This is a genomic window from Pseudohalocynthiibacter sp. F2068 (genome assembly GCF_023015645.1).
GTDB classification, from domain to species: domain Bacteria; phylum Pseudomonadota; class Alphaproteobacteria; order Rhodobacterales; family Rhodobacteraceae; genus Pseudohalocynthiibacter; species Pseudohalocynthiibacter aestuariivivens.
Window position 1 is genome coordinate 138,006 of record NZ_JALKAK010000005.1, and the last position, 22,594, is coordinate 160,599.

General features: G+C 54.0%; 20 protein-coding genes. 9 read left to right on the plus strand and 11 right to left on the minus strand.

The window, feature by feature from the left end; all coding sequences use genetic code 11:
• Nucleotides 1-129 precede the first annotated feature (129 nt).
• Nucleotides 130-1,023: an oxygen-dependent coproporphyrinogen oxidase gene (gene hemF / locus MWU63_RS08140; protein ID WP_213889229.1), complete on the plus strand. Its 894-nt coding sequence runs from the start codon at nt 130-132 to the stop codon at nt 1,021-1,023.
• Nucleotides 1,024-1,140: 117 nt separating this feature from the next.
• Nucleotides 1,141-1,575 carry a universal stress protein gene (locus MWU63_RS08145; RefSeq protein ID WP_247077516.1) on the plus strand — a complete coding sequence of 145 codons (435 nt, stop codon included), beginning with the start codon at nt 1,141-1,143 and terminating at the stop codon, nt 1,573-1,575.
• Nucleotides 1,576-1,584: 9 nt separating this feature from the next.
• Here MWU63_RS08145 and hemE read toward each other — a convergent pair whose 3' ends face one another.
• Nucleotides 1,585-2,616, minus strand: a complete 1,032-nt coding sequence (hemE, locus tag MWU63_RS08150; protein ID WP_213889225.1) for a uroporphyrinogen decarboxylase — start codon at nt 2,614-2,616, stop codon at nt 1,585-1,587.
• Nucleotides 2,617-2,734: 118 nt separating this feature from the next.
• Here hemE and hemC point away from each other — a divergent pair, with 118 nt between their 5' ends.
• Nucleotides 2,735-3,679, plus strand: coding sequence for a hydroxymethylbilane synthase (gene hemC / locus MWU63_RS08155; RefSeq protein ID WP_213889223.1), 945 nt, complete (start codon nt 2,735-2,737; stop codon nt 3,677-3,679).
• A 5-nt stretch (nt 3,680-3,684) separates the two neighbouring features.
• On the opposite strand, the gene MWU63_RS08160 is transcribed toward hemC, so the two are convergent.
• Nucleotides 3,685-4,575 carry a zinc ABC transporter substrate-binding protein gene (locus tag MWU63_RS08160; protein ID WP_247077518.1) on the minus strand — a complete coding sequence of 297 codons (891 nt, stop codon included), beginning with the start codon at nt 4,573-4,575 and terminating at the stop codon, nt 3,685-3,687.
• A 76-nt stretch (nt 4,576-4,651) separates the two neighbouring features.
• On the opposite strand from MWU63_RS08160, the gene MWU63_RS08165 reads away from it, so the two are divergent.
• Genes MWU63_RS08165 through MWU63_RS08175 form a run of 3 tightly spaced genes read left to right on the plus strand, consistent with a single transcriptional unit; the run spans nt 4,652 to nt 6,682 of the window.
• The gene (locus MWU63_RS08165; protein ID WP_213889220.1) at nt 4,652-5,146 is read left to right on the plus strand and encodes a Fur family transcriptional regulator; all 495 of its coding nucleotides are present in this window, start codon (nt 4,652-4,654) and stop codon (nt 5,144-5,146) included.
• Nucleotides 5,143-5,907, plus strand: coding sequence for a metal ABC transporter ATP-binding protein (locus tag MWU63_RS08170; protein WP_213889219.1), 765 nt, complete (start codon nt 5,143-5,145; stop codon nt 5,905-5,907). The genes MWU63_RS08165 and MWU63_RS08170 overlap by 4 nt, the downstream gene beginning before the upstream one ends.
• Nucleotides 5,900-6,682 (plus strand): iron chelate uptake ABC transporter family permease subunit, encoded by a 783-nt coding sequence (locus tag MWU63_RS08175; protein ID WP_213889217.1) that lies wholly within the window; start codon nt 5,900-5,902, stop codon nt 6,680-6,682. The genes MWU63_RS08170 and MWU63_RS08175 overlap by 8 nt, the downstream gene beginning before the upstream one ends.
• 7 nt (nt 6,683-6,689) lie before the next feature.
• Here MWU63_RS08175 and MWU63_RS08180 read toward each other — a convergent pair whose 3' ends face one another.
• The 7 genes from MWU63_RS08180 to MWU63_RS08210 form a co-directional block, all read right to left on the minus strand.
• Nucleotides 6,690-7,562, minus strand: coding sequence for a DmsC/YnfH family molybdoenzyme membrane anchor subunit (locus tag MWU63_RS08180; RefSeq protein WP_213889215.1), 873 nt, complete (start codon nt 7,560-7,562; stop codon nt 6,690-6,692).
• Nucleotides 7,562-8,308, minus strand: coding sequence for a 4Fe-4S dicluster domain-containing protein (locus tag MWU63_RS08185; RefSeq protein ID WP_213889214.1), 747 nt, complete (start codon nt 8,306-8,308; stop codon nt 7,562-7,564). The genes MWU63_RS08180 and MWU63_RS08185 overlap by 1 nt, the downstream gene beginning before the upstream one ends.
• A 96-nt stretch (nt 8,309-8,404) precedes the next feature.
• Nucleotides 8,405-11,200 carry a molybdopterin oxidoreductase family protein gene (locus MWU63_RS08190; protein WP_213889213.1) on the minus strand — a complete coding sequence of 932 codons (2,796 nt, stop codon included), beginning with the start codon at nt 11,198-11,200 and terminating at the stop codon, nt 8,405-8,407.
• Between the two features lie 103 nt (nt 11,201-11,303).
• Entirely contained in the window at nt 11,304-12,062 is a 759-nt protein-coding gene (locus MWU63_RS08195) for a sulfite exporter TauE/SafE family protein (RefSeq protein WP_213889212.1), read from the minus strand.
• Nucleotides 12,059-13,000 (minus strand): phosphate acyltransferase, encoded by a 942-nt coding sequence (locus MWU63_RS08200; protein WP_213889208.1) that lies wholly within the window; start codon nt 12,998-13,000, stop codon nt 12,059-12,061. The genes MWU63_RS08195 and MWU63_RS08200 overlap by 4 nt, the downstream gene beginning before the upstream one ends.
• A 92-nt stretch (nt 13,001-13,092) precedes the next feature.
• Nucleotides 13,093-14,862, minus strand: a complete 1,770-nt coding sequence (gene xsc / locus MWU63_RS08205; RefSeq protein WP_213889207.1) for a sulfoacetaldehyde acetyltransferase — start codon at nt 14,860-14,862, stop codon at nt 13,093-13,095.
• Between the two features lie 207 nt (nt 14,863-15,069).
• Nucleotides 15,070-16,524 (minus strand): PLP-dependent aminotransferase family protein, encoded by a 1,455-nt coding sequence (locus MWU63_RS08210; RefSeq protein ID WP_213889205.1) that lies wholly within the window; start codon nt 16,522-16,524, stop codon nt 15,070-15,072.
• 385 nt (nt 16,525-16,909) lie between these two features.
• Here MWU63_RS08210 and MWU63_RS08215 point away from each other — a divergent pair, with 385 nt between their 5' ends.
• From MWU63_RS08215 to MWU63_RS08225, 3 genes are all read left to right on the plus strand, one after another.
• Entirely contained in the window at nt 16,910-17,911 is a 1,002-nt protein-coding gene (locus MWU63_RS08215; RefSeq protein ID WP_213889204.1) for an ABC transporter substrate-binding protein, read from the plus strand.
• Nucleotides 17,912-17,978: 67 nt separating this feature from the next.
• Nucleotides 17,979-18,785, plus strand: a complete 807-nt coding sequence (locus MWU63_RS08220) for an ABC transporter ATP-binding protein (protein WP_213889202.1) — start codon at nt 17,979-17,981, stop codon at nt 18,783-18,785.
• Nucleotides 18,782-20,047, plus strand: a complete 1,266-nt coding sequence (locus tag MWU63_RS08225) for an ABC transporter permease subunit (RefSeq protein WP_213889200.1) — start codon at nt 18,782-18,784, stop codon at nt 20,045-20,047. Before MWU63_RS08220 ends, MWU63_RS08225 begins: the two co-directional genes overlap by 4 nt.
• A 157-nt stretch (nt 20,048-20,204) precedes the next feature.
• On the opposite strand, the gene MWU63_RS08230 is transcribed toward MWU63_RS08225, so the two are convergent.
• Together MWU63_RS08230 and MWU63_RS08235 are read right to left on the minus strand one after the other, a co-directional pair.
• The gene (locus MWU63_RS08230) at nt 20,205-21,443 is read right to left on the minus strand and encodes a mandelate racemase/muconate lactonizing enzyme family protein (RefSeq protein WP_213889199.1); all 1,239 of its coding nucleotides are present in this window, start codon (nt 21,441-21,443) and stop codon (nt 20,205-20,207) included.
• The gene (locus MWU63_RS08235; protein ID WP_213889197.1) at nt 21,440-22,525 is read right to left on the minus strand and encodes a Zn-dependent alcohol dehydrogenase; all 1,086 of its coding nucleotides are present in this window, start codon (nt 22,523-22,525) and stop codon (nt 21,440-21,442) included. The genes MWU63_RS08230 and MWU63_RS08235 overlap by 4 nt, the downstream gene beginning before the upstream one ends.
• Between the last annotated feature and the right edge of the window lie 69 nt (nt 22,526-22,594).

Sequence of the window (22,594 nt, forward strand, 5' to 3'; positions counted from 1 at the left end):
TCACTAAACTAGGGAACATAGAGTATATATATTGGTTCTGTTTGCCAATTACGACACCGAGTTGGGTACAAGCACTGGAACGTTACATGGTTTAGGGTTAATGGGGATTTAAACCAAAGGAGACAATTGATGGACGCGACAATGGACAATCAGAAAGCCCGCGCCGCTGCCTGGTTTCGGGAGCTACGCGACCAGATTGTTGAGCGTTTTGAGGCTTTGGAAGACAACCAGACCGCTGGCCCATTTTCAGATCAGCCTGCCGGGCGGTTCGACGTAAGCGAAACAAAGCGCGCTTCTGCTGATGGGTCCGACGCTGGTGGTGGGTTGATGAGTGTTATGCGTGGCGGTCGTGTTTTTGAGAAAATTGGCGTAAATGTTTCAACTGTTTACGGCACCTTGGGAGAACGCGCGCAGGCTGCTATGGCGGCACGCAAAGGGCTAGAAGGCATGGCTGATGATCCACGTTTCTGGGCGTCGGGCATTTCTTTGGTCGCGCATATGCAAAACCCGCATTGCCCTGCTGTTCACATGAATACGCGCATGTTCTGGACGCCTCATGCATGGTGGTTCGGGGGCGGGTCTGACCTTAACCCATGCATCGAGTACCCTGAAGACACGCAGGCCTTTCATGCGGTTCAAAAGGGGCATTGTGACCGCCACAATGCGTCCTACTACCCGCGCTTTAAGGAATGGGCGGATGAATATTTTTATGTTCCGCACAGGGGCAGGGCACGCGGCGTTGGTGGTATTTTCCTAGATGACCACAATACAAGTGACTGGGAAACTGATTTTGCATTTATCCAGGATGTGGGCCGTGCGTTCCTACCGGCGTTTGTACCCCTTGTCGAAGCGCGCAGAACCACGCCATGGAACGAAGCCGATAAAGATAAGCAGCTTATCCACAGAGGGCTCTACGCCGAGTACAATCTTGTCTATGACCGCGGCACGAAATTTGGCCTTGAAACCGGGCATGATGCAAACGCCGTTCTGATGAGCCTGCCTCCGTTAGCAAAGTGGGTATGATCGACCGGTAGCAAACCGGAATCTCTGCTGAGAACGCAGTAATTTCCATTGATGCAGGTCATGGCGTGACATTCCGGACCTGCCATGTTTCACTGCAGTGAATGGAAAGGACAGGCAATGTTTCAACATATTGTTGTCGCTGTGGACGGATCTGAACAAGCGAATAACGCGCTGGATATCGCGTGTGAAATCGCAAAAAAATTTAGTTCAAACCTGCATTTGGCCCATACGCCCGAAGTTGACACAACCGCGATCGCGATTGGGGCTGGCGTCTATGTGAAAGAACCCACACAGGAAGAGATTGAAGCCGCAGGCCGCGAAGTGATCAAAGCGGCAGAAGCGCGTGCAGCCGAAAATGGATGCAGGCCCGTCAGTATTGAGATTGGCAATGCGGATCCGGCCCATCACGTTCTTGATGTTGCAGAACGCGTTGGCGCAGATTTGATCGTTACCGGAAGACGCGGTTTGGGAGGACTATCTAGGTTATTGCTTGGCAGTACATCACAAAGGATTGCGAATGACGCAGACTGTGCCTGTATGACCGTAAAATAGGCCTGTGAGCTATCCTCGGATAGCCTCTAACATCAGATGCACATTGTTGGGGTCAGCATCTGGTGTGATCCCGTGTCCCAGATTGAAAATATGCGGTCCATTTTTAAAGGCAGCGACGATGCGTTTGGTTTCATTAATCAGGTCTTGGCCGCCGGTCACCATATGCCGTGAAGCAAGATTCCCTTGTACGCAGCCATCGGTCTGAACATTTTCAGCGGCCCATTCCGGGCTGACAGAATTGTCGAGTGCGACACAGTCTGCACCCGTTGCCTTGGCAAAACCAATATACCGCTCACCTGCCTCGCGCGGAAAAGCAATAATTGGCGTATCGGGGTGTTTTGACTTTAGCTCTGAAATGATGCGGTGCGCGGGCGCGAGCGCGTATTTGTCGAAAGCGTCGCCTTTTAACGAACCAGCCCAGCTGTCGAACAGCTTCACAACTTCTGCGCCAGCCTGAATTTGCATCGAAAGGTATTCCACCGTCGCTTCTGTAATCCGCTCAAGCAGGGCCTCGAATGTTGCCACATCTTCAGCCATCAGCGCGTGTGCTGGGCCCTGATCAGGCGTGCCACGCCCGGCGATCATATAGGTTGCAACGGTCCAGGGTGCGCCAGCGAATCCCATTAAAGTGGTTTCTTTTGGCAGCTCTGACTTGAGAATACGGACAGTTTCATAGATTGGGGCCAGATGATCATGTATTGCATCGGCGGGTTTCAGCGCGTTCATTTCATCTGGTGTTGTGATGGTCGACAAGCGCGGGCCTTCGCCTGTGACAAACCAAAGGTCTGCACCTAACGCTTGCGGTACCAAAAGAATATCCGCAAACAAAATTGCAGCGTCAAAACCATAGCGGCGGATCGGTTGCAAAGTGACCTCTGCGGCCAGTTCAGGGTTATAACAAAGGGATAAGAAGTCACCGGCCTTGGCGCGCGTTGCGCGGTACTCCGGCAGATAGCGCCCTGCTTGCCGCATCATCCACACGGGTGGCACCGGTTGGGTTTCGCCCGCAAGTGCGCGCAGTATCGTCTTTTCTTTCGCCATTTATTTTACCCTAAATCACGCATCTTTAACTGCTTCTGGCGCTTGGGTGTCGTTCTAGCAACGCGATGTCAAGTCCAAGCCGTATTGTCACGCGCTTTTGACGCGATTAGATGGTGTCATGGCTTTGACTTTACCCACCCCGACTGAACCGCTGAAAATTGGCACGCGAGGATCGCCCCTGGCATTGGCACAGGCATGGGAAACCCGTGCACGTCTTGCAGAGGCTTTCGCCCTGGAAGAAGTGGCATTTGAGATTGTTGTCATCAAGACAACAGGGGACAGAATTCAGGACCGGCCGCTGAAAGAAGTTGGCGGCAAAGGGCTGTTCACCAAAGAGATCGAGGAAGACTTGCTGTCAGGTGCGATCGACATAGCTGTTCATTCGATGAAGGACATGCCTGTCGCGCAGCCGAAGGGGCTTTTGCTGGATACGTATCTGCCGCGTGAAGATGTTCGGGATGCGTTTATCTCACCGCATGGCAGCAGCCTGGTTGATCTGGAGGCTGGCGCAACGGTTGGAACGTCCAGTCTGCGTCGGCGTGCGCAGTTGCTGAATGCGCGTCCGGACCTGAATGTTGTGGAATTTCGCGGAAATGTGCAGACCCGGTTGCGTAAACTGGAGGAAAACGTAGCTGTCGCTACTTTTCTGGCAATGGCTGGTTTGAAACGGCTTGGTATGACCGATGTCCCGGCAACCCCGATCGCAACAGAAGAAATGCTACCGGCAGTCGCGCAGGGGGCTATTGGTATTGAACGCCGCGCTAAGGACACTCGCGCCGCCGAAATGCTGTCTGCGATTCACGATCAGGCCACTGGCCAGCGGTTGCTGGCTGAGCGTGCCTTTTTGGCGGCGCTTGACGGTTCGTGCGAAACACCCATTGCAGGATTGGCTGAGATAGGCGGCGGAATCATTACCCTGCGCGGTGAAATTCTGCGTGTTGACGGTGCCGACCGCTTGGCAGAGGTGAGCAGTGCGCCGGTCGAAGACGCCAAGGCACTAGGGAAAACTTTGGGAAAATACCTAAAATCTGCAGCGCCAAATGGGTTTTTCGACTGGAAGTAAACTTTTCAGTCTTCAATTGCACAGCGCGAAATCGCGTCAGCGAGTCCGGTCATAAGTGCATTGTAAAACCCGGGGCCGGGTTCAATCATCGCTCCAGAGGGATCCAGCGTTCCGATGTGTATCTGATTGTCTGCTACGATTGCTTCCAGCATCGCTGCGCTATGTTGGGGTTCCCTGAAAACACAGGCAACTGAACCCGAGTCAATCAACGTTTGCAACGCATTCAGGTGCGCAGCACCGGGGGCGGTGGCATCTCCTTCGCGAACGGCACCTACAACAGTGAGATCAAATTGATCCGCGAAGTAACCATAAGCGTCGTGAAGTACGATGATCGGCAACTCTTTCGCGGGTGCCAGAGTTGAGTGGAGATAGGACGTGATATCGTCTGTTTCTGCCCGCGCGATACCGGCGTTGACCGCATAGGTTTCCGCATTTCCCGGATCAGCGGCAGAAAGTTTCTGGGCAATTATGCCAAGCCAGAGCGCTGCATTTTGCGTATCAAGCCACGCATGTGGATCGTGTCCGTGGTGATCATGATCGGTCCCTTCGCTGTGACCCTCATTAAATTGTCGAACCCGAGTTTCCGGGGCTTCCAGAAGGGCAATGGCGTGGTCGTGTGATGCTCCGCCTTCGATCGCACGGTCCAGCCAGGGAGTCAGTTCGTCACCTATCCAAAATATCAGGTCCGCATTCGCCAGGGCGCGCGCCTGAGAAGGCCGCATCTGAAAATGGTGCGGATCTGAACCCTGATCAAGCAGCAAGACTGGTTCGCCAAGTTTACCCATCACCTGTGACACAAGCGAATGAACAGGCGCTATGTCAGTGACGACATTAGGCACCTCTGCTATCGCGGAAGATGCAAGCGTGAGAAACCCGATTACGGCCGGAAGTCGCATTGTGTTGTCCTTGTTGATTACTGGAAAAGTGTATAATATAACATGTGATACTATAACAAGTCTGGAATCCAAAAAAATGCCCGAAAACCCAGCAGGAGCATTAGCGTTTTGTTCGCACGATCATGCGGTCTGCACGAAGGCGGCGTTGGCCCACGCAGACCATCTGGCTGTGGATAAAGCTTTGCGTCTGACGCCTGTCCGCCGTCGCACGCTTGAGATATTGCTAGAGGCCCACCAGGCCCTAGGAGCTTATGATGTGCTTGAGCGTCTGGCAGAAGATGGTTTCGGCAACCAGCCACCCGTCGCTTACCGCGCGCTTGAGTTTTTAGTGGAACATGGGTTTGCACACCGTATTCGTCGCCTGAATGCCTTTACCGCCTGTATGCATCCCGATCATGCGCACAAGCCGGTGTTCTTTATTTGCAAGTCTTGTGCTGTTGTCGCTGAAACAGCTGGAACAGACGTTCAAATTGCGGTGGAGAAAGCGGCGCAATCTTTTGGATTTCAGGTCGATCGGATGAATTTGGAAGCTGTTGGTCTTTGCCCCACCTGTCAGGAGCAAGCAGAATGAGCCTGATTTCCGCCAAGGATGTGACTGTATGCTATGACGCAGCACCCGTATTAAGCCACGTGAATTTTTCGATTGAGTCAGGTGAAATCGTTACGATTGTCGGGCCAAATGGTTCTGGGAAATCTACATTGCTGCGCACCTTGCTTGGTGTTTTGACCCCCAGCAAAGGGACGGTGACACCGAAACCAGGTCTATCTGTGGGATATGTGCCCCAACGGCTTTCGGTTGATACATCCATGCCAATCACAGTTTCGCGGTTCTTGTCATTGCCTCACAGAAAATTTGTCGCGGACCAATCGCACGCCCTTGAACGCGTCGGCGTTCAAGGACTTGAAACACGTCAGATGGTTGATCTTTCAGGTGGGCAGTTTCAACGGGTACTGCTTGCACGCGCGCTTTTGGCGAAACCGGATATTCTTATTCTGGATGAACCTACCCAGGGGTTGGACCAACCCGGTGTTGCTGCATTTTACAGATTGATTGAAGATGTCCGCAATGAAACGGGTTGTGCTGTTTTGCTGGTCAGTCATGACCTTCACGTTGTTATGAGCGCGTCTGACAGGGTCATCTGTCTGAACGGCCACATTTGTTGTGAAGGGGCGCCCACGGTCGTGTCGGAAACCCCAGAATACCGCGCATTGTTCGGGCTTGGAACGCAAGGTGCGCTCGCGCTTTATCAGCACGCACATGACCATGTGCACGACGGTGATTGCGATCACCATGACCATGCCCATGCCCATGAGGATCACGCCAATGCTTGATGATTTTTTCGCGCGTGCAGCGCTTGCAGGTGTGGGTGTTGCTTTAGCCGCGGGTCCGCTTGGCAGTTTTGTTGTCTGGCGTCGTATGGCCTATTTTGGCGATGCAACATCGCATGCTGCAATTCTGGGCGTGGCCTTGGCGCTTGGGTTTTCAAGTTCTGTTTTTCTGGGAACGCTTGTAGCTGCGCTTGGAATGGCTTTGCTCGTCAATATGCTATCGCACAAGGGCCATTCGATGGACACAGCACTTGGGGTGCTTGCGCATTCGGCTTTGGCGCTGGGTCTGGTCGCAATCAGCTTCATCCAGGGTGCGCGCGTGGATCTGTCTGCTTATCTGTTTGGCGATATACTGGCGGTTTCGCGTCTGGACCTACTAGTGATCTGGAGTGGTGCACTGGTCGTGACCGGCCTGCTTTACTGGCGTTGGTCAGCATTGCTAACGGCAACGCTGAACCGGGATTTGGCGCAGGCCTCTGGGATCAATCCGCGGCGTGAAGAACTTGTTCTAACGCTGGCCTTGGCACTGGTTGTGGCTGTCGCGATCAAGGTTGTTGGTGCACTGCTAATTGCGGCATTGCTTATTATCCCGGCTGCAGCGGCCCGCGGTTTCGCACGCACGCCGGAACATATGGCAATCGGGGCAATTATCTTTGGTGCGGCGTCAGCCCTTGCTGGGCTGGGAATGTCATTGTGGCTCGATACCCCTGCCGGTCCAAGCATCGTGGCGGCAGCGGCTGCGTTTTTCGCCACGTCTTTGGGGCGGCGCAAAGCGTAGTGTGCCTCTATCTTTTACCATAGTAGAGGCCGACCACATGTTCAGCTTCTGCAAAAAACAGCCAACGCGATACCAATGTGCCAAACAGATGAGACAGCACAGCAACCGCTGCAATGGCATGACCGACAGGCAGAAGCAGCAGGAGCACAGGTAAGATCGACATGAACACCAATGCAATAATGCGCAGTTTCAATGCGTGTTTGCGGCCAACAACGAACACGAACTCTTTCAGCAGGTAGTTTGGGCCGCTGTGCGGGGCTTCAAATAGCCTGACTTTGCCGATGGACCCCAAGCCGGTCGCGGTTTCGATGCTATGGCCACGTTCGCCAAAGCGCGTGTCACCCTTGATCCAGGTGATGACCTGCACTGCCCCGACAAGCGCCAGTAACAAGGCAGCAAGTCTGGCTTGCCCGGCGAGAAGCGCGCCACCTGCAATTGAGGTCGACAGAAAGTAAAGCGATGTCAGAGGGTTGTTCCACCGAGGAATGGTTTTCAATTGCCCATAAATCATGGACGTCGCATAGACAGTTGCAACAGAAAGCGCGGCGCCAACCCAGCCGAGTGGTTCTATCTTTTGATCCAAAAAGATCACACAAAAAGCGTAAACTCCCATAACAACAAGCGCACCAACCGCGAGCCACCCTTCGCGCGAAAGCCAGCTTGTGCGCCACTGCGTAAAGGCCTTCATCGCGCGTTGTGGGTTGCCAAGGTGGAATGTGGACGCAAGCAAGCCCCCGACCGCCAAGGCAAAGGCGATCAGGAAGAAAACAAAAGCCACCCAACCGCTTATGTCAGGGACGCCAAGGCCCAAAAAGGTAAGCAGACCAAAGCCAAGGCCGGAAAGAACGGTGAACAGAATAACGGAGGGAGCGGGATGCATCAGAGTTTCTCCAGCGCTTTATCGAGCCAACCAAGGAAACCTTTGGGCTCTGCTGCAACGGGGGTGAGGAGAGGTGCGAGGATGTCGACCTCTTCCCATGTATCCTTTGGGCGGGGTGGCAGGTACTTGTTGACGGGCTTGGTTCCCTGTTCGGGCATCAGATCCATGCCGCCACGGGCTTCAACCAACTGGCTGACCTCGCTGTCAGGATCACCCAGATCGCCAAAGTGTCTCGCGCCCGAAGGGCAGGTTCTGACGCATGCGGGAACCCGGTCTTCTTCGGGTAAGTTATTGTTATATATACGATCCACGCAAAGGGTGCATTTTTTCATCACCCCTTCCACCTGGTCCAGTTCACGCGCGCCGTAGGGGCAGGCCCAGGCGCACAGACCACAGCCAATACAATCGCTTTCGTTTACCAGTACGATACCATCTTCCAAACGCTTGTAGCTCGCCCCGGTGGGGCAGACCGTGACGCAGGGCGCATCTTCGCAATGCAGACAGGATTTCGGGAAATGCACAGTTTGCGCAAACCCTTGCTCTGGCTGAACTTCGTAGGAATGAACCCGGTTCAGGAAGGTTCCCACAGGCTCGGCACCGTAGGCATCCATATCAGACAGCGGCGCACCGTAGTTTTCGGTGTTCCAGCCCTTGCAGGAAACAACACAGGCATGGCAGCCGACACAGGTATCAAGGTCGATGACAAGGCCAAGCTTTTTTTCGGTGTGGGTCGGCAGATCAGTCATGACGACCCTCCGAATTTAAAGTTTTCAATGTTTTGAAACCGGGGGTTTTGCAAAACTTTAAAGGTGCTGAGCAGTGGAACTTGTAAGAATTCAAACTCATTTCCCCACCTTCCACGTCAGATTTTTTGCACCTTTCCCGACCGGTGATTTGATCGGGTCGAAGACGGGCTGTGATTCACTTGGGGCAATGGCCTTTTCAATCTTCACCCTGAGATCAAACCAAGCGGCCTGACCTGTGATCGGATCGGAATTTGACCAGCGCATTCCATCGCCTTTGGGGGGTTGAAGCTCGTGAATCAAATGGTTGAGCAGGAAGCCTTTGGTGGCCTCTGGTGCGTTCTCATCCAGGGCCCAGGTGCCTTTGCGCTTGCCAATCGCGTTCCACGTCCAGATTGTTTTTTCGTTCAGTGCAGCCATAAGTGCGACCGGAACCGTAATTTCACCATGGGCCGAGGTGACACGCGCCCAGTCACCGTCGGCAAAGCCATGCTCTTCCCAAATCTTTGTTGGTACATAAAGCGGGTTCACACCGTGAATCTGACGCAGCCATGCATTCTGCGTTCCCCACGAATGATACATCGCCATCGGGCGCTGGGTCAGCGCGTGGATCGGGAATTTTTCCGTATCAACATTGCTGTCTTCAAACGGTGCATACCAGATTGGCAGCGGGTCCATCGTGTCGATGATGCGTTTGCGTAGATGCTCTGGCGGCTGGCGCTCGCCATGCCCTTCGGCGGCGCGCTGGAATTTGCGCATCGGCTCGACATAAAGCTGGAACAGGTAAGGCTGGGGCGCATCATAGATACCCATGCCAACCGCCCAGTCCTGATAGGCTGTGTTCCACGGTTTATAGTAACTTGCCTCTGTTGGGATATGCTCGACAAAAAAGCCACCGTTTTCAATGTAGCGATCAAGCTGATCGGGGTTTACGGCACCCCGGCCTGACTCAGACCCGTCCCCGCGGAAACCTGCAAGCGGGCCAATGCCCGGGCGGCGTTCGTGGTTCACGATATAATCGGCGTAATCTTTGTATTTGGCAGAGCCATCTTCGTTTACAAAGCCGGGAAGTTTCATGCGGTTTGCAAGGTCGACCAGAACAGATTGGAAGCCGCGTACATCGCGGTCAGGTTCTATCAGCGGCCAGCGGATCGCATCTGCCGCACCGTCCGCCTCGCAGATCGGGCGGTCAAGCAGCGAGATACAATCATGCCGTTCAAGATAGGTGGTGTCCGGCAGAATGAGATCAGCATAGGCCACCATTTCTGAACTGTAAGCGTCCGAATAGATGATGTGCGGAATAACGTAGTCACCGTTTTCATCCGTGTCCGTCAGCATCTGCATGACACCGCCGGTGTTCATCGATGAATTCCAAGACATATTCGCCATATACATGAACAGCGTGTCGATCTTGTATGGGTCCCCTGCATGGGCGTTAGAGATCACCATATGCATCAGGCCATGTGACGACATCGGATTTTCCCAGGTGAACGCCTTGTCAATGCGCGCCGCTGTGCCGTCTTCTTTAAGAGCAAGATGCTCAGGCCCATGCACAAATCCAAGGTGCGGCCCATCAAGCGGGCAGTCGGGTTTTGAATGGCAATGCGGAGTCGGGTGCGCCTCCACCGGTTTTGGATAGGGCGGTTTGAAGCGGAAGCCGCCGGGCACCTCGACCGTACCAAGAATGATTTGCAGCACGTGCAGCGCGCGACAGGTCTGGAACCCGTTGGAATGCGCTGACACTCCGCGCATAGAATGGAAAGAGACTGGCCGACCCGTCATCTGAGCGTGTTTCTCACCGCGAAAATCTGTCCACGGCCGCTCAAGCACAATGGCCTCGTCAAAGGCGACACGGGCAATTTCAGCCGCGATTTTGCGAATGCGCCCAGCAGGGATGCCGCAACGTTCGGCAACGGCTTCTGGTGCATATTGTTCGTCCAGATAACGCTCGGCCATCAGTTGGAAAACCGTGCGGTTGCCTTCGTGCGTGGCTGCAAGGTCAGGGCGAACGCCGCGCTTGTCAAAGGGCGCCAGTTTGCGGGTTTTACGATCAACGACAAGTTGCTTGCCGTTTTTATCCCGCATCAGAAGCCCGGTTTCAGCATCAATCAGAACCGGGGCATTGGTGTAACGCGACAGGTAGTCGAGGTCGATCTTACCCGCCTTTATCAATTCATGTATGAGCGACAGAATGAACAGACCATCGGTGCCGGGTGTGATGCCGACCCATTCATCAGCAATCGCGTTATAGCCGGACCGGATCGGGTTCACGCCGATGACCTTGGCACCATTGGCCTTGATTTTACCAAGGCCCATTTTGATCGGGTTTGAATCATGGTCTTCGGCAACACCAAACAGCATGAACAGTTTTGTGTGATCCCAGTCAGGCTGACCGAACTCCCAAAACGCACCACCCATCGTGTAGATTCCCGCTGCGGCCATATTGACCGAGCAGAACCCACCGTGTGCCGCGTAGTTTGGGGTGCCAAACCCCTGCGCCCAGAAGGATGTGAAAGATTGCGACTGATCGCGCCCGGTAAAAAAGGCGAGCTTTTCCGGGGCTTCATGGCGGATCGGCTGCAGCCAGCTTGTCGCGAGGCTCAGCGCCTCTTCCCAACTGATTTCTTCGAATTCGCCAGAACCGCGCGGGCCAACCCGCTTTAGGGGTGCGCGCAGGCGCGAGGGTGCATTGACCTGCATAATGCCCGCAGACCCTTTGGCACAAAGCACACCCTTGTTCACAGGGTGATCACGATTGCCTTCGATATAGGCGACCTTGCCGTCCTTAAGATGCACATTAATCCCACAGCGACAGGCACACATGTAACATGTCGTCTTGCGGATTTCGTCAGAAACCTTTGGGGAGGTCTCCAGGGCTGGCTGATTAAAGGACATATGGCTTCCCTGCTGTGTAAATGCTTGAGACACTTAAGCTGAATTCTGTCGTTTGCGCGACTATTATTCTGGTTGTTTTGGACTTTACGAAACGCATGTTCTTTTAAGTCGCCAATCTTAGGATTCCCGTTCCTGCTAATACCATCAACAGGCTTAGGCAAAAAGGGCGGTAATAGGGTTCAAGTCTGGGTGAAAACATCTGTTTTCCAACAGCGACTCCCAGCATGGTTGGAAGACTGAATAAAAGACCAAGGGCAATGGTGGCGCGGTCCATCATGCCGTAGGAGATAAGAAAAACGAGGCTGCTGATAAGCGAGACGGTCAGATACATCACCAAAGAGGCCCGCATTTCGCGTGCGGGCGCCGTGCTTGCCAAAACATAAAGCGCGACAACCATTCCCCCGACAGAGGCAAGGCCACTGACGACACCTGAAATCAGGCCAGCACCGTAAAGACCAGGCAATGTTGCAAGGAAGGCCAGGCGAACGCGCAATATTTGCGTAAAGGCGAGCGTAAGAACGATGCATAGCGCAACCAGTTTTGATGTTTCAACCGGCAGGCTGTGAGTCAGCGAAAGGCCGATCGGGTAACCAAGGATTGATCCAATGACAAGCCCCATGACCACGGTCATATTTGCTTCTTTAATCCCGTTTCGAACCATAAGAATATTAGCAGAAAACTCGAGAAACCAAAGTATCGGGATAAGCTTGACAGGGGGCAGGATAAACAGCGCCGTCGCCATCACCACGGCTGACAAAGCAAACCCTGAAAAGCCACGTACAACACCGGCGACAAATGTGATCAGGCCCAAAAGGACAAGATGCAGCATTGGCAGCCCGGTGATTTCGACCAAAGCATTCATTCGGGGGTTATCCCAGCGCAATGGATTGCGGCAAGCGCTACGGATGCAAGGCGCGCAGCGGGCGGATCAGCACGGCTGGTCAGCAGCAGCGGCACCTTTGCGCCAAGCACCAGACCGGCTGCGCATCCACCAGACAGATACACAAGTGCCTTGAACAGCGTGTTACCCGAAACAATGTCCGGCACAATGACAGCGTCGGCCTGACCTGCGACAGGATCATCGGTCAGTCCTTTTACGGCGACGGAGTCTGGTGACAGGATCAAATCAAGCGCCAATGGTCCGGATACATCGGCATCAGGCACGTTTTGCGCCGCCCATTCAGAAAGTTCACGGCCTTCTACCGCGCTCGGGACAGAGGGGATCGGGGATTCAGTTGCCGAGAGTATCGCTATTTTTGGGCGCGCGGTGCCAAGTTGCTGAAGCAGGGTTGTAACCGCGCGGATCGCGTCTTGCCGGGTTTCAAGGTTTGGCGCCACGTTGACCGCGGCGTCAGAAATCAAAAGCGGGCGTCCACCATCTGGATGCGTGACATGGAAAATATGAACAAGGCGGCGACCTGTACGCAGACCCGCATCGCGGTTGAGGGCCGATTTCATGAAAACGTCAGTGTGAAGCTGGCCTTTCATCAAGACATCAGCCTGTCTATTGCCACATAGTGCGGCAGCAGCTTGGCCAGCTTCTTCCTCGCCTTTTGTTTGGATCAGTTGGTATTGGGAAATATCCCAGTTCAATGCGGCTGCTTCGCGCGAAATATCGGCAGCTTCACCTGTGAAAATCGGGGTCATAAGACCCGCTTTGGTCGCCTCAAACGCGGCTTGCATTGGCAATGGGGATCCGGCGCGGGCAATCACGACACGCGGAGAGGGTAAGGCGGCGGCACGCTCTATCAGATCTGCTGGGCAGGTCGGTTCGCGCGAAGTGAGGAATGGCGAGGTCATCGGTAAATTTCACGGTCAGGCGGCGATGCCGCCGGGAGTACCGGCCCCCGAAAAACAAGTTCCGGGGGCCGATAAGGAGGTTTTTAGAACAATTAAGACTGCGGACGCATATCGTCTGCGCTGATACCGGCAACTTCAACCGGGTTTTTCATTGCGTCGCGACGGAACGGTTCGCCCAGTTCCTGATTTATCATGGCTTCGATCAGTGTGGTGATACCGTTTTTCTGATCCTTGATCGCTTGGTCCAGAGCATCGGTCAGTTCGTCCATCGTACGCGCGACAACACCTTTCAGGCCGCAGGCCTTGGCGATGCCGGCATAAGACACCTGAGTGTCCAGTTCGGTGCCGACGAAGTTGTCATCAAACCACAGTGTCGAATTACGTTTTTCGGCTCCCCACTGGTAGTTGCGGAACACGATCTGGGTCACGGCAGGCCATTCTTTGCGGCCGATCGCGGTCAGCTCGGTTACTGCGATGCCGAAAGCACCGTCACCGGAGAAGCCGACAACGGGAACATCGGGGCAGCCGATTTTCGCACCAACAACCGCCGGCAGGCCATAGCCGCATGGGCCAAATAGACCTGGTGCGAGGTATTTACGGCCTTCTTCAAACGACGGGTAGGCGTTACCGATAGCGCAGTTGTTGCCGATATCGGAAGAGATGATCGCGTCTTTTGGTAGCGCGGCCTGAATCGCTCGCCATGCACGACGTGGGCTGAGCCAGTCGGGCTTGGCAGCACGTGCGCGCTCGTTCCATGTGGTGCCGGGATCGTCCTGCTCGTGATCCATCGAGCTGAGTTCCTGCGCCCAAGCCGATTTAGTTGTGGCGATTTTCGCTTTACGCGCGTCACGCCCTGCATCGCCTGCAGTATCTGACAGTTTTTCCAGCAGTGTTGCCGCAACCTTTTTGGCGTCGCCCACGATGCCAACGGCAACTGGCTTGGTCAGGCCGATACGCTCTGGCTTGACGTCAACCTGAATGATTTTAGCGTTTGTGGGCCAGTAGTCGATTCCATAGCCCGGCAGTGTTGAGAATGGGTTGAGGCGCGTGCCAAGGCACAAAACAACATCAGCCTGATTGATCAGCTGCATACCTGCTTTCGAGCCATTGTAGCCAAGAGGACCCGCATGCAACGGGTGAGAGCCCGGGAAGGCATCATTGTGCTGGTAACCACAGCAGACGGGTGCATCAAGTCTTTCAGCCAGAGCGGCGGACGCCGGAATTGCGTCGGCAAGAATAACGCCGGCGCCGTTCAGGATTACAGGGAACTTGGCATTTGACAGCAATTCAGCGGCCTGATCCAGTGCGGCTTCACCGCCGGCCGGGGTTTCGAATTCGACGATCTGAGGCAGTTCGATGTCAACGACCTGCGTGAAGTAGTCGCGTGGCACGTTGATCTGTGCCGGGGCGCTGTAGCGTTTGGCGTTCAGAATAACGCGGTTCAGAACCTCGGCCATACGGGTAGGGTCGCGGACTTCTTCCTGATAGCATACCATGTCTTCGAACGCGGCCATTTGCTCGACTTCCTGAAAGCCACCTTGACCCATAGTCTTGTTCGCGGCTTGTGGTGTCACGAGCAGTACGGGAGTGTGGTTCCAGTAAGCGGTTTTTACGGCGGTCACAAAGTTGGTGATGCCCGGTCCGTTCTGAGCGATCATCATTGACATCTTGCCGGTGGCACGGGTGTATCCGTCCGCCATCATGCCGCCGGAGCCTTCATGTGCACAATCCCAGAAGGTGATACCGGCTTTGCCAAAGATATCGGAAATCGGCATCATTGCCGAGCCGATGATACCGAAGGCATGTTCGATCCCATGCATCTGGAGGGTTTTTACAAAGGCTTCTTCAGTTGTCATTTTCATGCGGTGTCTCCTCGACGTGGCGGGCTGGGCCAATTTATATGATTTCAGCGCGTAGGCTACTGCTTAGCTTTGCCTTCATGTAGGTCCAGTTTTGGGTGCACTCTATAGCCAGCATTTCCGTTAATGAGACTTAAGGTCTCATTAACGGAAGTTTTTGTCAACGTTGAATTTGCAGCACTCGGTCTTGTACAGTCTTTGCGGGCTCCCTTAGCGGCCCATTTCTTCAGCAAGAATGGCGATGCCCTTGGGAATCTTAGCAAGTGGTATCGAAGAATAGGCAAGACGAAAGTATTCTCGTCCTTCATCGGCCGTTTCAAAAAACGGTGTTCCGGGTTCAATTAAGACGCCCCGTGCCTTGAGGCGGGTTGTCAGATCGTCGACGTCAATGCCAGGCCCGGTCGACATCCAGAACGAAGACCCGCCAAAGCTGGCACGCCCAGCGATGGAAAGGCCATGCTTGCGGATTTCCTGGTCCATCAATTCACGCCGTTCATGAAGCGCATTTCGAATACGGCGCACGAGAGCATCATAGTGTCCATGCGACAGAAAATAGGCGGTGGTACGCTGCGTGTGACCGGGTATATGGCGCAGGACCGAGGATCGGAGCGCGCGGGCTTCCTGAATAAACGGTGCAGAACCGACCAGATACCCCAACCTCAGTCCCGGAAAAAGGGATTTGGAAAAAGAGCCTACATAGATAACGCGACCATCTTCATCCAGAGACTTAAGCGCTGGTGATGCTTTGGTCAGGAACGACATTTCAAACTCATAGTCGTCTTCAACGACCAGAAAATCCCGTTCACGTGCGCGTTCCAGCAATGTCTGCCTGCGTTTAAGCGACATTGTTGTCGAGGTTGGGCACTGATGGCTTGGAGTCGTAAAGACGACGTCCGTTTCGTCTGGCAGCAGGTCGGGTGGAAGACCATCATCGTCAACTGGGATAGGGGCCAGATGACACCGCGCCTGAGTTAAAATTTCTCGCAAACCCGGATAGCAGGGGTTTTCATAAGCTGCGGTACGTCGTTGCGTCAGGAGTATCTGTGCAGCAAGCCAGAGGGCGTTTTGCGCCCCTATAGTGATCAGGATTTCTTCTGGGCGTGCTAATATTCCGCGCCGCGGGAGCGTGTGACGCGCGATAAACTCAACCAGCTTCGGGTCATCCCTTTCGGCATAGTCTGCCGTCAGGCTTGAAAAGTCCTTGCGGCCGAGTGCCTGAAGCGCACAAAGGCGCCAGTTTTGCTGATCAAACAGCGTTGGGTCCGCTTGCCCATAGACAAAGGGATAAGGGAACGCCTCCCAGTCAACCGGTTTCTCAACCAATCGAGCGCCGGAAAACCGCCGTCCAATTGCGCGCGACCAGTCAACGCTGTCTCGGGAATGACCAGCTGAAAACTCCGGTGGTGGAGGCGCACTTTGGGATATGAAGTAACCAGAGCGGCCATGCGACGTCAGGTAGTCGTCAGATATGAGCTCGTTATATGCAAGCGTCACGGTCAGCCGCGACACACCGAGATGTTTGGCCAGCTTCCGCGAAGAGGGCATTTTTTCACCGGGTCGAAAGCGTCCAGACAGAATTCCCTCTGCCACCATTTGTTGAATCTGGCTTTGGAGAGTGCCCTCGAATCGGTTCTCGAGGAAAAATGTTTCTTCAGATATTGCCATGTTGTGTTCTTTAACTGGTCTTATCGCGCAATGTAAACTGGAGATACTGGACTTTACGATGAGGCATTATTCATGTTCAATAGCAGGAGACGCAAGAGCGGTTTCCTGAGTGGAGGTCGCGAACAAAAAAACTTGAAAAATTTTGAAATTGCTTAGACTTAGAGCAGAATTTTTGTCTGCAAAATTTCTGTGAAAGGCTTGGCAGAAACGTCTCAGAATGGAAGGAGCAAGAGAATCGCAATCGAAATTCGGGGCTATTTTGGAATCGGGTTCTGTGGTTCGCTGTGTAATGCTTTGGTCAAAATCAAGACAAAACAAAAAAGTTTTGCTGTTCCAAATCGATAAAATCAAACCGCTGAAGCGGTAAAATAACCGGGAGAAAAGAATGAAACTTAAAACCAAATTTATGAGTGCAGTTGCTGGTGTAGCTATGTTGACGGGTGCTCAGGCAGCATATGCTGCCGACGAAATTACTGTCGCCTACTTCCTGGAATGGCCGATGCCTTTTCAGTTTGCGAAAGTGAATGGCCTTTATGATGAAGCAATGGGCGTCAAGGTAAACTGGGTAGCGTTTGACACCGGAACTGCAATGAGCGCGGCGATGGCGTCGGGCGACGTGGATATCTCTGTCAGCCAGGGCGTTCCGCCCTTCGTAGTTGCGGTATCTGCTGGTCAGGACATCCAGATCGTTGACGTGGCCGTGTCCTATTCTGACAACGACAATTGCGTTGTGGCATCGAGCCTTGAGATCGACGCATCCAGTGCGTCCGAGCTTGCCGGCAAGAAAGTTGCTGTACCTCTTGGTACTGCTGCGCACTATGGCTTCTTGTCTCAGATGAACCACTTTGGCGTTGATGTGGCGTCGTTGGAAGTTGTCGACATGGCGCCTGCTGAAAGTGCCGCTGCATTGTCGCAAGGTTCTATCGATATGGCCTGCGGTTGGGGTGGCGCACTGCGTCGAATGAAAGAAAACGGCAACGTGCTGCTGACAGGAGCCGAAAAGGAAGAACTCGGCATTCTGGTGTTTGACGTGACAACCGCACCAGCAAACTTTGTTGCGGAAGAAGGTGAACTGCTTGCGAAGTTCCTCGCTGTCACCGCAGAGATGAACGAGCGCTGGAATTCTGGCGAAGGCGTTGAAGAAATGTTGCCGGTTATCGCTAAGGACGCTGGTATGGAACTGGAAGATACCCGCGCGACGATCGCTACTTTCACTTTCCCAAGCGTCGAAGACCAGCTGAGCGATAAATGGCTCGGTGGCGGTAGCCAGATCTTCATGAAAGGCGTCGCAGACGTCTTTGTAGGTGCAGGTTCAATCGATTCAGCCCTCGACTCTTATGACGCAACGGTGAATACGGCAGCGCTACAGGCCGCATCTGCGATGTAAACCTTATTAAATGGCGCGCCATCCGGCGCGCCGTTTTTCTATTAGGGACAGCAAAGGGGACGTTAGCGTGACAGGGCTATTAATCGAAAATATCTCAATGCGATTTGACTTGCCGAACGGAACATCGATTCAGGCGTTGAAGGACGTATCACTGAATATCAAAGAAGGCGAGCTGATGTCTGTGCTTGGGCCATCGGGCTGCGGCAAGACAACGCTTTTGAATATCATCGCGGGTTTTCTGGCGCCCACTGAAGGACAAGTTGTTCTGAATGGCCATACAGTGACCGGCCCTGATGCAGAGCGTGGAATGGTCTTTCAGCAAGGTGCGCTGTTTGAATGGATGAGCGTGCGTGAAAACGTTGATTTTGGACCCCGGATGAAAGGGCTGCCCAGATCAGAGCGCAACGAGACCGTTGAACATTTGCTGGAGGTCGTCGGATTGGGCGATTTTAAAGACAAGGCGGTTTACGAATTGTCAGGTGGTATGCAACAGCGTGTTGCGCTGGCGCGATGTCTGGCAAATGACCCTGATGTTATCCTGATGGATGAACCGTTAGGTGCACTTGACGCGCTGACCCGTGAAAAAATGCAAGGCCTTGTTCTGAAACTTTGGAAAGAGACCGGCAAGACCGTGATTCTGATCACCCATTCGGTGGAAGAGGCTATTTTGCTGGGTGAGCGGTTGTTGGTGCTGGCACCACGGCCAGGGCGCATCCATAAGGAATACCAGTTGCCATATGCTGAAATGGGTGTGAACGCAGATTTGCGTGAGGTGAAAAAAGCCAAAGGCTATTCCGAAACGCGAGAAGAAATTCTGTCGATGATCTGGGAAATGGAAGAAGAGATCATGGGCCGGACGGAGGGCGCAGCATGACCATTCTGATTATCTATATCATTTTGTTTGTAGGTGCCTTTTTTCTTGTGAGTACCGCAACAAAAATGATGACCGCCAAGCATGATTTCACCAGTCTGAAGACGGTGACATTCGGCGACGAAAGTGCGGTAAAGCCCAACAGGGCTGCCTCTATCATCTCAGTTCTGTCCATATTTCTGATTTGGGGTGCCTTTACCGGCTCTAAGTTGACACCGATTCATGCGCCGGGTCCTTTTGTTGGGGATGCGACGTTCACCTACACCGCAACGAATGCTGCGGGCGCGACGGATGACGCAACGGTCACCGTTGTTGTTCGCAAAACCGGCAGCGCAGATGAAGAACCCGAAGTAGAACCGGGCGACGGGTTTGCTAAAAATGATGTTGCTTCGGTGGGTGCATGGCGCAGCGGCCTTGTTCAGACAAAGGGAAATGATGAGGGAAGCGGAGAGGACGGCTTTCGTATTACGGCGATTGACGGACAGGCGATTGAGCCGGGCAAGGAAGTTATGGTCGACGCCGGACGGGTCAGTCTGACAGGAAAAGGCACGATCAATTTTGAGCCGAGAAAAGGCTGGCAAATGGAACCGATTTGGCTGCCGTCGCCTGAAGCGGTCTGGTCGCGTCTTGTTGAAATCTCCGGGTCAGGCTATCAGAACTTTACGCTAATCGAACACCTGAGTTCCTCGCTGATGAGGGTGATTGCAGGCTTTGTCCTTGGGTCACTTGTCGGTATCCCGCTGGGATACGCGATGGGGCTCAGCAGTTGGTTCCGTGGCTGGTTTGATCCAATCGTTGAATTCATGCGCCCCGTACCACCACTTGCTCTGATCCCGCTGGTGATCATCTGGTTCGGAATTTGGGAAACCGGGAAGATCGTGTTGCTGTTTCTTGCGGCGCTCTGGATCATGACGATCGCAGCGCGGGCGGGTGTGTCTGGTGTGAATATTACCAAGATTCACGCAGCCTATTCGTTGGGGGCGTCACGTGGTCAGATCATGCGGCACGTGATTGTGCCCAACTCTTTGCCGGAAATCTTTACCGGTGCGCGGGTTGCAATGGGTGTTTGTTGGGGAACAGTTGTGGCAGCAGAACTTGTTGCGGCGCAAAAGGGCGCCGGGATGATGATCATTGCGGCCTCAAAGTTCCAGCTGACCGACATCGTGATCATGGGGATCATCCTGATTGGCGTCATCGGTTACGGCATCGATATCCTGATGCGTAAGGCTGAAAACTATCTGGTGCCATGGAAGGGACGTAGCTAAGCCACGTGGGAGAATAAATCTTACAAAGATTTTTGACAAGGATTTTTAGAAAATCCTTGATCTCCGCGCAAAGCAAACGTCGCTTAATAACAAACTCAAAGAGGAGCGTTCTTAACGCTCCTCTTTCTTTTGATGACCAATCACGAAGTCTGTAAATCTAGTCTTCGCGCGCCGGAGCACCACCTAAGAAAACGTTGCCATTCTTGTAGTCACAGGGCGCTTCCTGCATCTCAAGGTGCAGGCCGGTTCCAGTGAACGGATTGGCCCGTGCAAGGCCTTCGTCAAATTCAATGCCGAGCCCAGGGGCAGTGGGCGCGATTATAAATCCGTCTTCCCAGGTTATGGAGTGTTTGATCAGCGGTAGGTGGAAATCACCGCCCGTGCCAATGGTTTCCGCAAGCAGCAGGTTTGGTATGTTCGCGGCAAGCTGAATATTGGCTGCCCATTCCACGGGTCCCGCATATAAATGCGGTGCTATTTGGGCGTTGTAGACTTCGGCCATTGCGGCAATCTTTTTGGTTTCCAAAATACCGCCGGATCGTCCAAGGGCGGGCTGCAGGATTGTCGCCGCACCCGAGCGCAGGACTGTTGCGAATTCAGCCTTTGTGGTCAGCCGTTCACCGGTTGCAATCGGGGTGGATGTCGCGCGGGCGACCTTGGCCATCTCATTTACATTATCCGGCGGAATCGGTTCCTCAAACCAGAGTGGGGAATAAGGCTCTATCGCCTTGCCAAGTCGTATGGCACCACCGGTTGAGAATTGCCCGTGTGTGCCGAATAGTAAATCTGCCTTGTCTCCAACCGCCTCGCGTATCGCTTTGCAAAAGGCGACCGACTGGCTGATATCGCTCATCGCGGGCATATGGCCACCACGCGCAGTATAGGGGCCTGCCGGGTCGAATTTCACCGCAGTAAAGCCCAAGTCTACCATTGCAGCAGCGCATTCTGCGGCCATGTCAGGCGATGTCCAGAACTCGCTAAGCGAATGGTGTTCCATCGGGTAGAGATAGGTGTAAGAGCGGATGCGTTCATTCATCAGTCCACCCATCAGCGCATAAACAGGGCGATCATGCGCCTTGCCAAGAATATCCCAACACGCGATTTCAAGACCAGAGAATGCACCGATCACCGTAAGGTCAGGCCGCTGCGTGAAGCCCGAGGAATAGGCGCGGCGGAACATGAGCTCTATGTTTTCGGGGTTTTCACCTTGCATGTGCCGTTCAAAGACATCCGTTATGACGGCATCCATGGCTTTGGGGCCAACCGATGTGGCATAGCATTCTCCATACCCAACGATGCCGTTGTCGGTCGTGAGTTTCACGAATGTCCAGTAGCGCCCACCCCATCCGGGCGGTGGCGGGGCAACGGTGAATATTTCAAGGTCTCGCAGTTTCATTTGAACATCACCACATTACGGCGTGCCGCACCTGTTTTGGTATCGGCTATCGCCTCGTTTATCTGATCCAGCGACCAGCGACCTGAAATCAGTTCGTCCAGTTTCAGACGGCCTTGCTGGTAGAGGTCGATCAACCATGGGATATCGCGGCGCAAGACAACGTCGCCCATCTTTGTTCCAATCATGCTTTGCCCAAGAGCGGCGATGACAACCGGCTCATAGGATGCATTTGCTCCAGAGTGTGGCATGCCAACCATCACCATCTTGCCTTTGCGGGAAAGATAACGCGGCGCACTTTCATAGGCTGGAATCGCGCCAACCGTCACGAAAACAGCATCGGCCATATGCCCTCCCGTCAATTCGGAAATCTGTTCCCAGGGTTTCTCGGAGCTTGCCAAAATCCCGTGGGTCGCGCCAAATTCCATTGCGACGTCCAGCTTTTCCTCAAGCATGTCGATGGCGATTATCTTTGCGGCACCGGCGATGCGTGCGCCCTGAATAGCGTTAAGGCCAACGCCACCCGCGCCGATTACGACAGCGGTCTGGCCGGGACGCAATTCGGCAGAATTCACCACCGCGCCAACACCGGTAATCACGCCGCAAGACAGGAGCGAAGCAACATCCATCGCCATATTCTCGGGGATCGGAACAATCTGGCTGGGGTGCACGACAACCTTTTCAGCAAATGCGCCACAGGCCATTGCCTGCTCGACCGGGCTGCCGTCGGGCAGTGTGATCGGCCCATGCATCGGAGTCGGCGATTCACAGGAAACCGGAGAGCCACCTGAACAAGGTGCACAGGCACCGCAAGAGCGGATCAGTGTTACAAGAACCGGGTCGCCAACCGCATAGCCTTGAACCCCTTGGCCTAGGGCCGAAATCCGGCCAGCCGCCTCGTGTCCATAGACTGCAGGAAGGGTTCCGCCCCAGCCACCGTCGATAAACGCAATATCAGAGTGGCAGATTGCGCAGGCTTCCAGCGTGACTTCGACTTCACCCATCTCGGGCGCGCGTAGTATCACGTCTTCGATGGAAAGGGGATGGCCGAAGGTATGTGCCACGGCGGCGCGGATTTGGGACATGGGCAAAGCTCCTGTTGTGTTCACAGTAGGGTGCGAAGTTCAGCGCTGGGCTGCAAGGGGGCACGCGAC

Excerpts from the sequence above, each read along its gene's own strand:
- MWU63_RS08170 (WP_213889219.1), top strand. The coding sequence starts at position 5,143 with ATGAGCCTGATTTCCGCCAAGGATGTGACTGTATGCTATGACGCAGCA.
- MWU63_RS08235 (WP_213889197.1), bottom strand. The coding sequence starts at position 22,525 with ATGTCCCAAATCCGCGCCGCCGTGGCACATACCTTCGGCCATCCCCTT.
- MWU63_RS08175 (WP_213889217.1), top strand. The coding sequence starts at position 5,900 with ATGCTTGATGATTTTTTCGCGCGTGCAGCGCTTGCAGGTGTGGGTGTT.
- MWU63_RS08190 (WP_213889213.1), bottom strand. The coding sequence starts at position 11,200 with ATGTCCTTTAATCAGCCAGCCCTGGAGACCTCCCCAAAGGTTTCTGAC.
- MWU63_RS08200 (WP_213889208.1), bottom strand. The coding sequence starts at position 13,000 with ATGACCTCGCCATTCCTCACTTCGCGCGAACCGACCTGCCCAGCAGAT.
- MWU63_RS08195 (WP_213889212.1), bottom strand. The coding sequence starts at position 12,062 with ATGAATGCTTTGGTCGAAATCACCGGGCTGCCAATGCTGCATCTTGTC.
- MWU63_RS08180 (WP_213889215.1), bottom strand. The coding sequence starts at position 7,562 with ATGCATCCCGCTCCCTCCGTTATTCTGTTCACCGTTCTTTCCGGCCTT.
- MWU63_RS08215 (WP_213889204.1), top strand. The coding sequence starts at position 16,910 with ATGAAACTTAAAACCAAATTTATGAGTGCAGTTGCTGGTGTAGCTATG.
- MWU63_RS08165 (WP_213889220.1), top strand. The coding sequence starts at position 4,652 with ATGCCCGAAAACCCAGCAGGAGCATTAGCGTTTTGTTCGCACGATCAT.
- xsc (WP_213889207.1), bottom strand. The coding sequence starts at position 14,862 with ATGAAAATGACAACTGAAGAAGCCTTTGTAAAAACCCTCCAGATGCAT.
- MWU63_RS08185 (WP_213889214.1), bottom strand. The coding sequence starts at position 8,308 with ATGACTGATCTGCCGACCCACACCGAAAAAAAGCTTGGCCTTGTCATC.
- MWU63_RS08230 (WP_213889199.1), bottom strand. The coding sequence starts at position 21,443 with ATGAAACTGCGAGACCTTGAAATATTCACCGTTGCCCCGCCACCGCCC.
- MWU63_RS08210 (WP_213889205.1), bottom strand. The coding sequence starts at position 16,524 with ATGGCAATATCTGAAGAAACATTTTTCCTCGAGAACCGATTCGAGGGC.
- hemF (WP_213889229.1), top strand. The coding sequence starts at position 130 with ATGGACGCGACAATGGACAATCAGAAAGCCCGCGCCGCTGCCTGGTTT.
- hemC (WP_213889223.1), top strand. The coding sequence starts at position 2,735 with ATGGCTTTGACTTTACCCACCCCGACTGAACCGCTGAAAATTGGCACG.
- MWU63_RS08160 (WP_247077518.1), bottom strand. The coding sequence starts at position 4,575 with ATGCGACTTCCGGCCGTAATCGGGTTTCTCACGCTTGCATCTTCCGCG.
- hemE (WP_213889225.1), bottom strand. The coding sequence starts at position 2,616 with ATGGCGAAAGAAAAGACGATACTGCGCGCACTTGCGGGCGAAACCCAA.
- MWU63_RS08145 (WP_247077516.1), top strand. The coding sequence starts at position 1,141 with ATGTTTCAACATATTGTTGTCGCTGTGGACGGATCTGAACAAGCGAAT.
- MWU63_RS08225 (WP_213889200.1), top strand. The coding sequence starts at position 18,782 with ATGACCATTCTGATTATCTATATCATTTTGTTTGTAGGTGCCTTTTTT.